The 14,834-nt window shown below is 69.8% G+C and carries 11 protein-coding genes; 7 read left to right on the forward strand and 4 right to left on the reverse strand.

From position 1 onward, the window contains the following. Window positions 1–78 precede the first annotated feature (78 nt). From AC08OP_RS09360 to AC08OP_RS09370, 3 genes are all read right to left on the reverse strand, one after another. Window positions 79–2,610, reverse strand: coding sequence for an ABC transporter permease (locus tag AC08OP_RS09360; protein ID WP_476613830.1), 2,532 nt, complete (start codon window positions 2,608–2,610; stop codon window positions 79–81). A gap of 4 nt (window positions 2,611–2,614) precedes the next feature. Continuing rightward, a complete protein-coding gene (locus tag AC08OP_RS09365) occupies window positions 2,615–4,039 on the reverse strand; it encodes an ABC transporter ATP-binding protein (protein WP_476613831.1) in 1,425 nt (474 codons plus the stop codon). 373 nt (window positions 4,040–4,412) lie between these two features. Continuing rightward, window positions 4,413–5,324: a RecB family exonuclease gene (locus tag AC08OP_RS09370; protein WP_476613832.1), complete on the reverse strand. Its 912-nt coding sequence runs from the start codon at window positions 5,322–5,324 to the stop codon at window positions 4,413–4,415. Window positions 5,325–5,409: 85 nt separating this feature from the next. Here AC08OP_RS09370 and AC08OP_RS09375 point away from each other — a divergent pair, with 85 nt between their 5' ends. Together AC08OP_RS09375 and AC08OP_RS09380 are read left to right on the forward strand one after the other, a co-directional pair. Further along, window positions 5,410–6,657: a zinc metalloprotease gene (locus AC08OP_RS09375; RefSeq protein WP_476613833.1), complete on the forward strand. Its 1,248-nt coding sequence runs from the start codon at window positions 5,410–5,412 to the stop codon at window positions 6,655–6,657. Beyond that, entirely contained in the window at window positions 6,654–7,670 is a 1,017-nt protein-coding gene (locus tag AC08OP_RS09380; protein ID WP_476613834.1) for a tRNA (adenine-N1)-methyltransferase, read from the forward strand. Before AC08OP_RS09375 ends, AC08OP_RS09380 begins: the two co-directional genes overlap by 4 nt. 93 nt (window positions 7,671–7,763) lie before the next feature. Here the strand turns inward: AC08OP_RS09380 and AC08OP_RS09385 are convergent, their stop codons facing one another. After that, a complete protein-coding gene (locus AC08OP_RS09385) occupies window positions 7,764–8,087 on the reverse strand; it encodes a ferredoxin (RefSeq protein WP_476613835.1) in 324 nt (107 codons plus the stop codon). Between the two features lie 119 nt (window positions 8,088–8,206). Here AC08OP_RS09385 and arc point away from each other — a divergent pair, with 119 nt between their 5' ends. The 5 genes from arc to prcA all read left to right on the forward strand — a co-directional run bounded on the left by arc (window position 8,207) and on the right by prcA (window position 14,208). Continuing rightward, window positions 8,207–10,012, forward strand: a complete 1,806-nt coding sequence (gene arc / locus AC08OP_RS09390; RefSeq protein WP_476613836.1) for a proteasome ATPase — start codon at window positions 8,207–8,209, stop codon at window positions 10,010–10,012. Between the two features lie 370 nt (window positions 10,013–10,382). After that, window positions 10,383–11,900, forward strand: a complete 1,518-nt coding sequence (gene dop / locus AC08OP_RS09395; protein ID WP_476592863.1) for a depupylase/deamidase Dop — start codon at window positions 10,383–10,385, stop codon at window positions 11,898–11,900. Window positions 11,901–12,083: 183 nt separating this feature from the next. After that, window positions 12,084–12,302 (forward strand): ubiquitin-like protein Pup, encoded by a 219-nt coding sequence (locus tag AC08OP_RS09400; RefSeq protein ID WP_476592864.1) that lies wholly within the window; start codon window positions 12,084–12,086, stop codon window positions 12,300–12,302. Window positions 12,303–12,659: 357 nt separating this feature from the next. Then, on the forward strand, window positions 12,660–13,484 hold the full coding sequence (prcB, locus tag AC08OP_RS09405; RefSeq protein WP_476613837.1) for a proteasome subunit beta: 825 nt from the start codon (window positions 12,660–12,662) through the stop codon (window positions 13,482–13,484). Between the two features lies 1 nt (window position 13,485). Continuing rightward, window positions 13,486–14,208 carry a proteasome subunit alpha gene (prcA, locus tag AC08OP_RS09410; protein WP_023841072.1) on the forward strand — a complete coding sequence of 241 codons (723 nt, stop codon included), beginning with the start codon at window positions 13,486–13,488 and terminating at the stop codon, window positions 14,206–14,208. Window positions 14,209–14,834: the final 626 nt, after the last annotated feature.

Consider the following 14,834-nt stretch of genomic DNA (forward strand, 5'->3'; position numbering starts at 1 on the left):
GTTCGCGGGGCCGGGACCGTGCCTTGCTCCCCCAGATTCGCCCGTTCCGGGTGCTGGCCGGTGCTGGTGGGTGCTGGGTCAGACGGCGGAGATGGCGCGCAGGACGTCCATGCGGGCGGCGCGCCGGGCGGGGAAGACGGCGGCGAGCACGCCGAGGATCGCCCCGGTGAGGACCACGAGCAGGATCGTCCGTACCGGGTAGGCGAACGTGCTGATTCCCAGGGAGGCCAGCGCCTTCGTCAGCGCCCAGCCGAAGATGCTCCCGACGACGACGCCCAGCACGGCTCCGAAGACCGAGATGATCATCGATTCAAGGATGACCATCAGCCTCATCTGCGACCGCGTCATGCCGACCGCACGCAGCAGACCGATCTCCCGGGTCCGTTCGATTACCGAGAGCGCCAGGGTGTTGACGATGCCGAACAGCGCGATGACGACTGCCAAGGCCAGCAGCACGTAGATGAACCCGAGCAGCTGGTCGACCTGCTTCTCCTGCTGTGCGACGAACTCGGACTGGTCCCGGACCGCCACGGTGGCGAACGACTTGACCACCGTGGCGATCTCGGCCCGGACCATCGCCGGGTCCGCCCCGCTCGCCCTCTTCACCAGGACAAACAGGTCGAGGTCATCGGTGGAATGCCGGGCGAACTCGCTCGTGGAGATGATCCACTTACCGGCTACCTGGCTCTTCTTGTAGGTGCCCACCAGGGTCAGCTCCGCGCGGCCGTCAGCGAAGGTGACCGGGACCTTCTGCCCCACCCGTAGCTGGTGGTCCGCGGCGGTGGAGTCCTCGGCCAGGATCGTGCCGTCGCCGAGGGCGTGGACGTCACCGGTCACCTCCTTGATGGCCAGCATCTTGACCAGGCCCGCCGGGTCGCCGGCCAGCACCTGGGAGCTCTGCCCGGAGATCTTCACCAGGCCGCCCCGAAGACCCGTGGCGATCTCGATGCCGGGCTTGCCGGCCAGCTCGCGAGCCACCTCACCGCTGAATCCCTGCCCGAAGTTCTGGGGAGTCAGGTAGAAATCGGCGCCGAGGCTGTTCGACACTGTCTCCCGCACCGACTCCTTGATCGACTGTCCGAGCACGGAGAAGGCGCTGACCAGGGCGAGTCCGATCATCAACGCGGAGGCGGTGGAGGCGGTCCGGCGCGGGTTGCGCATCGCGTTCTCCCGGCCGAGCCGGCCGGTGGCCCCGAACATCCTCGCCAACGGTGCGCCGAGGACCCGGATGATCGGTCCGGACAGCAGCGGTGAGAGGGTGGCGACGCCGAGGAAGATCCCCGCCGCGCCCACCCCGACGGCGGTGGCTCCCGGCTTGCCCGCCGAGGCAGTGCCGAGGATCATCAGGACGATGCCGAGCGCGGTGAGCACCGACCCGGCGATCGCCCGGGAGTGCAGCGAGCGGGTCGGCAGTACGTAGGTCTCCCGCATCGCCGCGATCGGTGGTACCGACGCGGCCTTGCGGGCTGGCACGAACGCCGCCGCGGCGGTGATGAGCACACCGACGGTGTAGGCGATCACGACGGTGCGGGAGCGGAAGACCAGCGCACCGCTGGGCAGCTCCACGCCGAACACACCGACGGCGGCGCGCAGCAGCAGCGCGAGCCCCGCGCCGGCCACCAGGCCGGCAGTGGCCCCGGCGAAGCCGACCAGCGCCGCTTCGACCTGCAGGGACATCTGGACCTGACGTTTGCTCGCCCCGATCGCTCGCAGCAGGGCCAGTTCCCGCACCCGTTGGGCGACGAGCATCGTGAAGGTGTTGAAGATGATGAAGGCGCCAACGAAGACCGAGATGGCGGCGAAGATCAGCAGAAAGGTGGAGAAGCCGCTGACGGCGTTCTGCACGGCACTGGCGCTCTCATCCGCCAACTGCCTGCCGGTGATCGCCTCGACACCCGGCGGGAGCGCGGCGGCGACTCGGGCCCGCAGCTCCTCCTGGGTCAGGCCGGGCTCGGCGGCCAGGTGGATCGCGCTGAACCGGTCGGGCGCGAGCAGGACCCGCTGGGCGGTGGCGGTGTCGAACGCGGTGATGGCGGCGCCCCCGAGACTGTCCTGACCGCCGATCCGGAAGGTGCCGACCAGGGTGTATTGCGCGGGCGGACCCTTGGTCTGCACCGAGATCTTTGCCCCGAGCGGCAGGTGGAGCTTCTCCGTGGTCGCCCGGTCGACGACGATCTCCCCGGGGCCGGGCGGGCGACCCTCGGCGATCTCCTCCGCCGAGGTGGGCTGACCCCCGGTCCAGCTGATACCGATCCCCGGTGCACTGTTGGTGTTCGAGGGCTTGCCGGTGGCCGGGTCGACGAGGACGGCCTGGCCGTTGACCTTGCCGACCGCCACCCGCACCCCGTCCACTCCGGCGGCGGTGGGGAGGAGCGAGGCCGGCAGCGGCGGGCGGCCGACGTCGCTCGTCGGGTCGATCGCGTTGACCGAGCGCACGGCGACGCTGACGTTCTTGTTGATGTTGGTGAAGAGGGTGTCGAACGTCCGGTTGAGGGTGTCGGTCAGGACCAGGGTCCCGGTCACGAAGCTCACCCCGGCGACGACCGCCAGCATGGAGAGCACCAGCCGGACCTTGCGGGCCAGCAGGCTCTTGAGGGTGGCGCGCAGCATCGGCTCAGGTCCAGCCCGCCGGCTCCGTGCCATCCGGGTGGTAACTGTCCCGTCCGCCGTCAACACGGCCGGGGCCGTCGACATGGCCGGAGCCGTCAACATGGCCGGGGCGAGGACCGAAACCGCCGGTGCGGCCGGGGTCGGTGGGTGGAGGCCCGCCGCCAGGCCTCGGCACCGGCCGGTGGTGGGAGCGGCCGGAGTGGTACTCCTCACCGTGGCGCGTGCCGCCGACCCGCCTGGAGGCCGGCTGCCCACCGGCGTCGGGCCCGAGGTCCGGGGCGGGGATTGCCTCGAACTGGCCGGTGCGCCGCTCCGGGTAATGGCTCTGATAGGGATCGTGCTCGTCCCGCCCGTAGGTCGGCTGGTCCGGGTAGACCTGGTCTGGGTAGACGTAGTCGTCGTAGCCACCGGCAGGCCCGTAGCGACCGTCGGTGTCGTTATGGTCGTCGCGGTAGCGGGGAGTGCGCCTGTCGGCGTCGTGTTCTTCGAAGCCACCGTCCCGGCCGTCAGCGATCTCGCCGTCGGCCGCCGAGCCGTCCGCGGCGGCGTCGAGGTGCTTCATCCGGTCCAGCACCTCCTCCGCGGTCGGGTTCGCGATCGCGTCAACGAGTCGACCGTCGGCAAGGAAGATCACTTCGTCCGAGTAGGACGCCGCCGTCGCGTCGTGGGTGACCATGACGATTGTCTGCCCGAGTTCGGAGACCGAGTCACGCAGGAACGACAGCACCTCGGCTCCCGACCGGGAGTCGAGGTTGCCGGTCGGCTCGTCGGCGAAGATGATCTCCGGCCGGGTGACCAGTGCCCGCGCGCAGGCAACCCGTTGCTGCTGACCGCCCGAGAGTTCGCTCGGCCGGTGCTTCAACCGCGGTGCGAGACCGACCGCGTCAACGACGGTGCGCATCCAGGCCCGGTCCGGCGAACGCCCGGCGATGCTCAACGGCAGCGTGATGTTCTCGGCCGCGGTCAGCGTGGGCAGCAGGTTGAACTGCTGGAAGATGAACCCGATGCGGTCGCGACGCAACTGGGTCAGTTGCTTGTCGGACAGCCGGGACAGGTCCACATTGCCGATGAAGACCCGTCCCCGGGTGACTGTGTCCAACCCGGCCAGGCAGTGCATCAGCGTCGACTTCCCCGACCCGGACGGCCCCATGATTGCGGTGAATCGGCCGCGGGGGAAGGCCAGGTTGATCTCGCGCAGTGCCGTGACGGTGGTATCACCGGAGCCATAGACCTTCGTCAGCTTGGCGGCGCGGGCCGCGGGTGCGGCGTCCGGTCCGTCTTCTCGCCGGCCGCCCGGGTGCTCGGGAGCCCGGCCGTCGCGGCCGGCACCGTACTCGCCGGGCCGCGACCCGCGGTCCTCCCGGCCGGGCGGGCTGCCCGCGACCGCGCCCCGCTTCCCGCCTCGGGACGATCCGGTCCGTCGGGCCATCGTGATGTCCTCTCCCTCGCGGCGCGCTGTGTCTCTCTCGACACGGTCTCTCTCGACGTCTCTCGACACGGTCTCTCTCGACACGTCGTGCCTGTCCTGCCTGCGCTCGGCCCCGACTGACCTGGGGCGGCCGTTCGGCTACCGTGGTCGATCTCCCCAACGACTGAACGATGATCGGCATCTCGCCGTCGCCGACTGTACCGCTGGCAGCACTGAAGGTCCGATCGATATTACTTTTGGTAATCGGGTGATCTGGAGTGCCCCCGAGGAGGCCCGGTGGAGCCACCGCCTCCGGCGAGCTGAGGATGCCGGCACCGTAAACGGGCTGTCCGCGGGGAACGGGGGCCGGACGGGGCCCGGCCTGAGACCGCCATCAGCCGTCCGCCTCGCAGACGGTGGGGGCGGCCTCGTCGAGCGGCACCATGGATGTCTGCTGCGGTAGCGGTGGTGGGGTGCCGCCGAAGGCTGGGCATCGAGCCTGATGGTCGCACCAGGAACACAGCCTGTTCGGGGTGGCGCGCCAGTCCCCGGTGCGGTGCGCGCGGTCGATCGCCGCCCACAGGGCCTCGATCCGCCGCTCGGTGGCCCGCAGGTCGGCCTCGTCGGGGGTGGCCCGCAGCCAGGTGCGGTCGCCGAGGTAGTACAGCCGCAGCTCGCGCGGGAGCACTCCACGGATCCGCCAGAGCAGCAGGGCGTAGAACTTCATCTGGAACATCGCCGAGCTCTCGAACGCCGGACCGGGCGAGCGGCCGGTCTTGTAGTCGACCACCCGCAGGGCGGGTCCCTGCGCCGTGGTCGCCTCGTCGAGCCGGTCCAGGTAGCCCCGCAGCCGCAGGCCGGAGTCGAGCACGTGCTCGACGTACAGCTCGCGGGCCACCGGCGCCAGCCGTGACGGATCCTCCAGCGCGAAGTACCCGGCGAGCAGTTCGCGGGCCGACTCCAACCACGCCGCCAGTTCGTCGCGGCCACCGAACAGCGCATCGACCGCCGGCTCGCGGGCGCGCACCGTATCCCAGGCCGGCTCGACCAGCTCCCGTGCGGCCTGCAGGGTACGCCGGGACGCCGGGAGATCGAACAGCTTCTCCAGGACCGCGTGCACCACAGTCCCGCGGGTCGCGGCCTCGCTCGGCGGCTCGGGGAGCCGGTCGACGACCCGGAACCGGTAGCGCAACGGACAGTTGACGAAGTCCGCCGCCCGCGACGGTGACAGTGAACCAATCAACGGCCGGGGCGCGGCCGACGCCACCGGTCCCGGGATGGCAGGAGAGCGCTGCGTCGAGGTCATGTCCTGGACCCTAGATCCCCCCACCGACATCTTTGCCACTCGGTCCCGGACGACGGGTCGGAGTATGGTCCGTAGCATCGGATCCATGGCGGATCAGCACGGCGGCGCGGGTTCGGGCGGCGCGGGTTCGAGCGGCGCGGGTTCGGGCGGCGCGGGTTCGAGCGGCGCGGGTTCGAGCGCCCACGGCGGCGCGAGCCCGGCGGGGCAGGCTCCGAGTGAGCGCCCCCCCGGCGTGCTGGTCGGGCGGATCCGCGGCGTTCCCATCGTCATCTCGCCGTTCGCCATCGTCTTTGCCGTCCTCGTCGCCTACCTGCTCTCCGGCTCGATCCGCGACCGGCTGCCGCTGGCGTCCGACGGGCGGATCCTCGCGCTCTCCTCGTTGATCTCTATCGGCTTCCTGGCCTCCCTGCTCGCCCACGAGATCGGTCACGCTCTGACGGCGCTGGCGTTCGGTCACACCGTGCGGTCCGTGACCCTGCACGGCTTCGCCGGGTTCACCGAGTTTGAGCCGGAGCCCCGCAGCGCCGGCCGCGAGTTCCTGATCGCCTTCGTCGGCCCGGCGGTCAACGGGGTGCTGGCCGCCGGCTGTCACCTCGGCCTGCTCGGCCTCGACGACACCAGCGATGCCGGCGCGGTCCTGCACGATCTCAGACTCATCAACATCGCGTTGTTCCTCTTCAACCTGGCACCCGGCCTCCCGCTGGACGGTGGACGGGTGGTCGTCGCCGCGGTGTGGGGCCTGACGCGCGACAAGCTGCGGGGGCTGCGGGCCGGTGCCTACGGCGGGTTCGTCGTCGCCGCCGGCCTGGTCGTCTGGGGTGCGTCGACCTCCGACGGCATCGGCATGGTGTACACCTATGCCCTGGCGGGCTTCCTCGCGTTCGCGGCCTACCAGTCGCTGCGCGCCGCGCAGGTGCGGGAGCGGCTGCCTGGCCTGTGCGCCGGCCGCCTTGCGCGCCGGACGCTGCCCGTCGAGGGTGCCGTCCCGCTGGCGGAGGCGCTGCGGCGAGCCCAGGAGGTCGGCGCCACCGCCGTCGCGGTGATCGACCGTGACGGCAGTCCCCTGAAGATCATGAATGGCTCCGCGGTCGACGCGCTGCCGGAGCATCGGAGACCCTGGATGACCGTGGATGAAGTGAGCCGGGTGATCTCGCCCGGCATGGTCCTCGACGCCGATCTGGAAGGCGAGGCCCTGCTGGCGGCTGTGCAGCGGGTGCCGGCGTCGGAGTACCTCGTGGAGCAGGCGGGCCGCCCGGTCGGCGTGCTCGCGATGGTGGATCTCGTCGCCCATATCGATCCGGCCGCCGCCGCCCGCATGGTGGCGTCCCGGTGAGCGCCCCGCCCGACGAGCCGGTGTCCCCGGGGGAGGTGCCGTCCCTGGCCGGCGGTTACGCTCCGCCCCCGACCGGCGCCGCTCATCGCCGGGGCCTGTTCACCAAGGGCGACCGGGTGCAGCTGACCGATCCCAAGGGGCGCCGGCACACCGTCGTCCTCGAACCGGGCAGGCAGTTTCACACCCACCGGGGAGCCGTCGAGCATGACGCCCTGCTCGGCCGGCCGGAGGGGATCGTCGTCACCAGCACGGGTGGCACCGACTACCTGGCGCTGCGTCCGCTGCTCGTCGACTTCGTGCTGTCCATGCCGCGCGGGGCGACCGTGGTGTACCCCAAGGACGCGGCGCAGATCGTCACCTATGCGGACATCTTCCCGGGCGCCCGGGTGCTGGAGGCCGGCGTCGGGTCCGGGGCGCTGTCGTGCTCGCTGCTGCGTGCCATCGGCGACTCCGGGCGTCTGGTCTCCTACGAGCGGCGCGCGGACTTCGCCGAGATTGCCCGGCGCAACATCGAGGCGTTCTTCGGCGGCCCGCATCCCGCCCACACCGTGCTGGTCGGGGACCTGGCCGAGACAACCGAGCGTGACGTCGACCGGGCCGTCCTCGACATGCTCGCGCCCTGGGAGGTCGTTGACGCCGTCAGCGCGGCGCTGGTGCCCGGCGGGGTGGTCTGTGCCTACGTCGCTACCACCACCCAGCTTTCCCGGATCGTCGAGACGCTACGGGCGCACGGTACGTTCACGGAGCCCGCGGCGTGGGAGTCGATGATGCGGGACTGGCATGTCGAGGGTCTGGCCGTGCGGCCCGGTCACCGCATGGTCGGCCACACCGGTTTCCTGGTGACCGCGCGGCGCCTCGCCGAGGGGGTCACTCCTCCGGTGCGCCGCCGCCGGCCGGCGAAGGGCGCGCCGATCGGCCTCGAGCCCGGGTCCGAGCCCAGCTCCGAGACCGGGTCCGAGACCGACCGGTCCCGGGATGCCGACCCAGGGTCGGCGACGATCCAGCCGATGTGACGTATCCCATGGGGTCCCAGGGGGCAGGCCATTCCCATGGGGTTCCATGGGGCAGGCCGTGGTCGCGAGTGTGCCGGCCGGGCGGGCCAGTCGTCAGCCGACGGGCCCGCCGGCCTCCAGCGTGCCGTCGGGGCGTTCCACGTAGATGCACGTCCCCGGGCACTCGTCGGCCGCATCGACCACCGCGTCGACGAGCGGCAGCGGCACCGGGACGTAGGCGCCGGGCTGCATCTGCAGCTCGCCCGCGCTGTCCTTGACGTAGGCCAGACCGTCGACGTCGAACTCGAAGACGGCGGGAGCGAGCTGCACGCACAGACCGTCACCGGTGCAGGCATCTTGGTCGATCCTTACCCGCAGGTCTGCCGAAACGCCCGGCTTCGCTGGAGTTGCCACAGGGCTCCGATCTTCTGTCAGCATGGCACCGTAACCCGCTGTTTACGGCAAAGCTGGATCGTCCTTGCCCGACCGGCCTGCCAGCGGCGGTCACAACGGTAGTGTGGGTGCGTCCCGGTCAGCACGGGGGAGGTGGAGGCGCAGTGTCCGGTCCCCGTTCGGGCTCTGGCTCCGGTGGGAGCACGGGTCGTCCAGGTGATGCCGAATCACGGCGGTCGGCGTACGAGAAGGAAACACACGAGCTCACGACGCAGGTCGCCTTCCTGGAAGAGGAAGTGACCATGCTGCGGCGTAGGTTGTCCGAATCGCCCAGGCAGCTCAGGGTGCTGGAGGAACGGCTTGCGGAGATCCAGGCGGAGTTGTCGGCTGTCACGGGACAGAACGACAGGCTCGTCGCGACCCTCCGCGAGGCGCGAGACCAGATCGTCACCCTGAAGGAGGAGGTCGACAGGCTCGCGCAGCCGCCCAGCGGCTACGGGATCTTTGTCTCCTCCTACGACGACGGCACCGTCGACGTGTTCACTCAGGGCAGAAAGCTCCGGGTGACCGTGTCGCCGAGCGTCAACATCAGTGATCTCTTGCCCGGCCAGGAGGTCATGCTCAACGAGGCGCTGAACGTGGTCGAGACGCGCGCGTTCGAGCGGCAGGGTGAGATCGTCCTACTCAAAGAGGTCCTCGAGGGCGGGGACCGGGCGCTGGTGCTCGGTCACACCGACGAGGAGCGGGTGGTCATGCTGGCCCAGCCGCTGCTCGACGGACCGATCCGGTCCGGGGACTCGTTGTTGATCGAATCCCGTTCCGGCTACGCCTTCGAGCGGATTCCCAAGTCCGAGGTCGAGGAGCTCGTCCTCGAAGAGGTTCCCGACATCGGCTACGAACAGATCGGCGGCCTGAAGAGCCAGATCGAGTCGATCCGGGACTCGGTCGAGCTGCCGTTCCTGTACAAGGAGCTCTACCGGGAGCATCAGCTCAAGCCACCGAAGGGTGTGCTGCTCTACGGCCCGCCCGGCTGCGGCAAGACGCTGATCGCCAAGGCGGTCGCCAATTCGCTGGCCAAGAAGGTCGAGGCGAAGACCGGCCAGGGCACCGGTCGGGCGTTCTTTCTGAACATCAAGGGTCCCGAGCTGCTCAACAAGTTCGTCGGCGAGACCGAGCGGCAGATCCGGCTGGTGTTCCAGCGGGCGCGCGAGAAGGCGTCCGAGGGGATGCCGGTGATCGTGTTCTTCGACGAGATGGACTCGATCTTCCGGACCCGTGGCTCGGGGGTGTCCTCGGACGTGGAGAACACTATCGTCCCGCAGCTGCTCAGCGAGATCGACGGCGTCGAGCAGCTTGAGAACGTCATCGTGATCGGCGCGTCCAACCGCGAGGACATGATTGATCCGGCGATCCTGCGGCCGGGTCGGCTCGACGTGAAGATCAAGGTAGAGCGGCCCGACGCCGAGGCGGCTCGGGACATCTTCGCCAAGTACGTCGTGCCGGAGCTGCCGCTCTACCCGGATGACCTGGCCGAGTTCGGCGGTAACCGGGAGGCGACCGTTCAGGCCATGATCCAGCGCGTGGTCGAGCGGATGTACGCGGAGAGCGAGGAGAACCGCTTCCTCGAGGTGACCTACGCCAACGGCGACAAGGAGGTCCTGTACTTCAAGGACTTCAACTCCGGTGCGATGATCGAGAACATCGTCGCCCGGGCCAAGAAGATGGCGGTCAAGGAGCACATCGAGGGCGGGCAGAAGGGGCTGCGCATGCAGTACCTGCTCGCCGCCTGCATGGACGAGTTCAAGGAGAACGAGGACCTCCCGAACACGACCAACCCGGACGACTGGGCCCGGATCTCCGGCAAGAAGGGTGAGCGGATCGTCTACATCCGCACGCTTGTCACCGGAACGAAGGGTACCGAGGCCGGCCGTTCGATCGACACGATCGCGAACACCGGCCAGTATCTGTAACGGCCGCTAACCTGTAACGGCCGCTAACCTGTAACGGCCAGTACCTGTAAGGGGCTCGGGGCCCGCCCGACGGCGGGACCCGAGCCAGCGCCGCGGGCCCCGGGGCCGTTTGGCCCCGGGGCCCGCGGCGATGCTCTGGGTGGCGCTGCTCTGGGTGGCATCGCGGCGGTGCTCTGGGCATTGCGGCACTGGCACCCCTGGGTGTATCCCCCCGCCCGCATCCTCGGTGAACGCCGGTCGGTCGGACTACCGTGCCGCCACCGAATTCTGACGATAGGCGTGGCAGCGGACGTGTCATCCCGAGCGGCCCAGAGCAAACAAGGCAGACGTCCGGCCAACCGGCCGCCCGTGCAGCACCTACGCTTGCAGAGTGAGCGCGCGCCGGATCATGGGGATCGAGACCGAGTACGGCGTATCGGTGCCCGGTCAGCCGAACACCAATCAGATGTTGGCCTCGTCGTTGGTGGTGAACTCGTATGCCAGTCGAACGTCGGCGTCGGGCAGCCGCGCCCGGTGGGACTTCGAGGAGGAGTCACCGCTGCGCGACGCCCGGGGCTTCGAACTGCCCCGCGAGCCGGCGGTCGATCCGAGCGCCCCGGCCAACGAGGACGATCTCGGCCTGGCCAACGTCATCCTGACCAGTGGGGCGCGGCTCTATGTCGATCATGCGCACCCGGAGTTCTCCTCGCCCGAGGTCACCAACCCTCGCGACGTCGTGCTGTGGGACAAGGCCGGGGAGCGGGTGATGGCCGAGGCCGCCCGCCGGGCGTTGTCTGTGCCCGGCTCCAAGCCGGTCTACCTCTACAAGAACAACACCGACAACAAGGGCGTCTCGTACGGATGCCATGAGAACTACCTGATGGCACGGTCGACGCCCTTCGGGGAGATCGTCCGCAACCTCACCCCGTTCTTCGTCTCCCGTCAGGTCGTCTGCGGGGCCGGGCGGGTCGGGATCGGCATCGACGGCCGAGAGCCGGGGTTCCAGATCAGCCAGCGGGCCGACTTCTTCGAGGTCGAGGTGGGGCTCGAGACCACGCTGAAGCGGCCCATCATCAACACCCGGGACGAGCCGCACGCCGACCCGGAGAAGTACCGCAGGCTGCACGTCATCATCGGCGACGCGAACATGAGCGAGGTCGCCACCTACCTGAAGGTGGGAACGACCTCCCTGGTCCTCGCGATGATCGAGGACGGCTGGTTCACCGCGGACCTGTCGGTGGACGGGCCCGTGGCGGCGCTGCGGGCGATCTCGCACGATCCGTCCCTCAAGCATCTGGTGACTCTGCGCGACGGTCGTCGGATGACCGCGGTGCAACTGCAGATGGAGTACTTCGAGCAGGCCCGCAAGTACGTCGAGGACCGGTTCGGTGCCGACGTCGACGGCCAGACCGCCGACATGCTCTCCCGCTGGGAGTCGATCCTTGGCCGCCTCGAGGTCGACCCGATGAGCTGCGTCCGCGAGCTCGACTGGGTCGCGAAGCTGTCGATCCTGGAGGGCTACCGGTCGCGGGACGGCCTGGCCTGGGACTCGCCGCGGCTGGAGCTCGTCGACCTGCAGTACCACGACGTCCGTCCGGACAAGGGCCTCTACAACCGCCTGGTGGCCCGGGGCCGGTTCGATCTCGTCGTCAGCGAGGAGGAGGTCACCCGGGCGATGACCGAGCCTCCCGAGGACACCCGCGCCTTCTTCCGGGGCCGCTGCCTCGCGCTCTACCCGCAGCAGGTCGCCGCCGCGTCCTGGGACTCGGTCATCTTCGACATCGGTCGGGACTCGCTGCAGCGGGTGCCGACGCTGGAGCCGCTGCGCGGCACGAAGGCGCACGTGGGCGAGCTGCTCACCCGCTGCCCCACGGCGAGTGATCTGGTGGACGCGCTCGCCGGCCGCTGAGAGCCGGCGCCGATCCCGGTCGGGAGAGCCGGCGCCGGATCCCTGGCAGGGGGTTCACGTTGCGCCCTGGGCGGACGTCGCGACGGAACGGCCGGTTCGTGATGGAGTGGACCTCTCACCGATCGAACGGATGGTGTCGGTGGGGCGGGATAGTGTCGCGCCAGGCGATCGAAGGAGGGCTTCATGGCCACCAGGGACAGCGGCGGCGGGCAGCAACACGCGGACCGTCGGGCGGAGGAGATCGACGACGTCGCGACCGAGGACACGAGTGCCTCCGACCTCAAGGAGCGGCACGAGAAGCTCTCCGAGGACGTCGATTCCCTGCTCGACGAGATCGACGACGTCCTAGAGGAGAACGCCGAGGAGTTCGTGAAGGGCTATGTCCAGAAGGGCGGCCAGTAACGGCGGTCCGTAGCCGGCGGTCCGTAGCCGGCCGTCCGGTAACCGGCGGGCCGGTAGCCAGTGGTATCGGGCGTCGTGGATGACGCCCGGCGGTGGTAGCTCTGGCGGGGTCGACGCCGCCGGGTGAGGCCGCGTGCCGCGGGGGCCCGGCGCCGCACCGCCCGCGTGCCCCGGCGCAGGTCGGCGGGCCGCGCGCGCGGCCGTGACCGCCTTCCCTGCTGACTCGTTCGACCGGCCTGCCCGCCCGCTTCGGGGGGCGATAGCCCTATGTTGTGCTTCATCTGTAACGTCGGGCCGGGAGCCTCGGGGACGCCCCGGGCGCGCGGCTCACGTGACCGACTATCGGAAGGGGGATGCGTGGCTGATCCATTGGGGGCCGCCGGGCGCCTACCGGCTGTGTTCATGACGCCGGGAACATCGTCGTTCGCCGATTTCCTGTCGCGGTCGGCGCCGCACCTGCTGCCGGGGGCCCGGGGTGGCCTGCCGGGGCCGGTCACCGAGGTGGCGCACGGCACGACGATCGTGGCGGTGGCGTTTCCCGGTGGCGTGATCATGGCCGGTGACCGGCGCGCGACACAGGGGCACATGATCGCTCAGCGGGACGTCGAGAAGGTCCATCACGCCGACGACTACTCCTGTGTGGGGTATGCCGGCACTGCCGGGGTCGGCGCCGAGCTGATCCGGCTGTTCCAGGTGGAGCTGGAGCACTACGAGAAGATCGAGGGGTCGACGCTGAGCCTGGACGCGAAGGCCAACCGGCTGGCGGCCATGGTCAAGGGAAACCTGCCGATGGCCCTGCAGGGCCTCGCCGTCGTCCCGCTGTTCGCCGGGTACGACCTCGACACGGGCAAGGGGCGGATCTTCTCCTACGACATCGCGGCGGCGAAGTCGGAGGAGCGCACGTACGAGTCGATCGGTTCGGGCTCGGTGTTCGCGAAGGGTTCGCTGAAGAAGCGGTTCCGGTCCGATCTCAGCCAGGACGACGCCGTCCGGATCAGCGTCGAGGCCCTCTACGACGCCGCCGACGACGACTCGGCGACCGGCGGGCCGGACGTAATCCGCAAGCTGTACCCGATCGTCGCGGTCGTGACGGCGGACGGCTACCGTCGCTATGCCGACGATGAGATAGAACCAGTGGTGACGGCCATCATCGCGGACCGTTCGACGAACTCGGGAGGCTGACGTGACCATGCCGTTCGGATACGCGAGCCCCGAACAGCAGGTCCGCGACAAGTCCGAGTACGCGCGCAAGGGCATCGCGCGGGGTCGCAGCGTCGTCGTCCTCACCTACGAGAACGGGATCCTGTTCGTCGCCGAGAATCCGTCGGCGACCCTGCACAAGATCAGTGAGATCTACGACCGCATCGCGTTCGCCGCGGTCGGCAAGTACAACGAGTTCGAGAATCTGCGGACGGCGGGCATCCGTCTCATGGACTCGCGTGGCTACATGTACGACCGGCGTGACGTGACCAGCCGCGCGCTCGCCAACGCCTACGCGCAGACCCTCGGTGCGATCTTCAGCGAGAGCGTCAAGCCCTACGAGGTCGAGATCGTCGTCGCCGAGGTCGGCACCTCGATCGCCGACGACCAGATCTACCGGCTGACCTATGACGGGTCGATCGCCGACGAGCGGGGCTTCGTCGCGATCGGTGGCGCCTCCGAGCAGGTCACGACGTCACTGAAGGAGCATCACCGGGACGGCCAGCCGCTCGCCGAGGCGCTGCGCGTCGCGGTGCAGGCCCTGACCGTCGGGGTGCCCCCGGGCCTGCCGCAGAACGGCGAGCGGGTCCTCGCGGCCGCCAACCTGGAGGTCGGCATGCTGGACCGGACCCGGACCCGACGGATGTTCAAGCGGATCGTGGGCCCGGCGCTCGAGGGGCTGCTTGCGCAGACCTCGGCCACCTGACCCCGGCCACCCGACCGGCCCACCGTGTTCGCCGGCCATCGGTCGGTTCCTGGCGGGCCGCGATGTCCACCGGGGGAGGACTCCCCGAGCCCCGGGATGCCGAGCTCCGCGTGGCATCCCGGGGCTCGAGTCTCACCCGCCCCACCCTCTCTCTGATCATGCCCTTGACCTGGGTGAATGTGGTTCACGATCTATCGCTTGAGATTCAGCACCGTGGAACGGTGCTGGTCAGGGCGTCGACAGCTGGTTCGAGCCCCGTCTGGACGACCATGTCGCCGGCATGCGAACCGCATCCGACTCGTCGATGGGCTGGGTTGGCGACTTTGGCGATGACGCATGTTGTAGATGACGCATGTTGTAACTGAGTCGGCACCAGGGGTGTGAGGCGGGCGCAGACGTGCTGCTGATCCCGACCCGGGACCATGCCTGGGCGTTACTGGCCCTGGTCGAGCCGGACGAGCGGGGCGAGTGTGGGCCGCGTGGGTGACAGCGCGGCTCGCGGGGACGGGACGGGGTCAGCCGGGTGCTGGGCTGGGGCTCCAGGTGGGTTCCGGTGAACAGGCCGAGGATCGCGGGGACCGTGGTCAGGGCGTTCTGGCCGCTTTTGCGGGCGGAGCGGACGTAGC

The sequence above is a fragment of the Frankia sp. CeRuru1 genome (assembly GCF_977966315.1).

Excerpts from the sequence above, each read along its gene's own strand:
- AC08OP_RS09360 (WP_476613830.1), bottom strand. The coding sequence starts at position 2,610 with ATGCTGCGCGCCACCCTCAAGAGCCTGCTGGCCCGCAAGGTCCGGCTG.
- AC08OP_RS09365 (WP_476613831.1), bottom strand. The coding sequence starts at position 4,039 with ATGGCCCGACGGACCGGATCGTCCCGAGGCGGGAAGCGGGGCGCGGTC.
- AC08OP_RS09370 (WP_476613832.1), bottom strand. The coding sequence starts at position 5,324 with ATGACCTCGACGCAGCGCTCTCCTGCCATCCCGGGACCGGTGGCGTCG.
- AC08OP_RS09375 (WP_476613833.1), top strand. The coding sequence starts at position 5,410 with ATGGCGGATCAGCACGGCGGCGCGGGTTCGGGCGGCGCGGGTTCGAGC.
- AC08OP_RS09385 (WP_476613835.1), bottom strand. The coding sequence starts at position 8,087 with ATGCTGACAGAAGATCGGAGCCCTGTGGCAACTCCAGCGAAGCCGGGC.
- AC08OP_RS09400 (WP_476592864.1), top strand. The coding sequence starts at position 12,084 with ATGGCCACCAGGGACAGCGGCGGCGGGCAGCAACACGCGGACCGTCGG.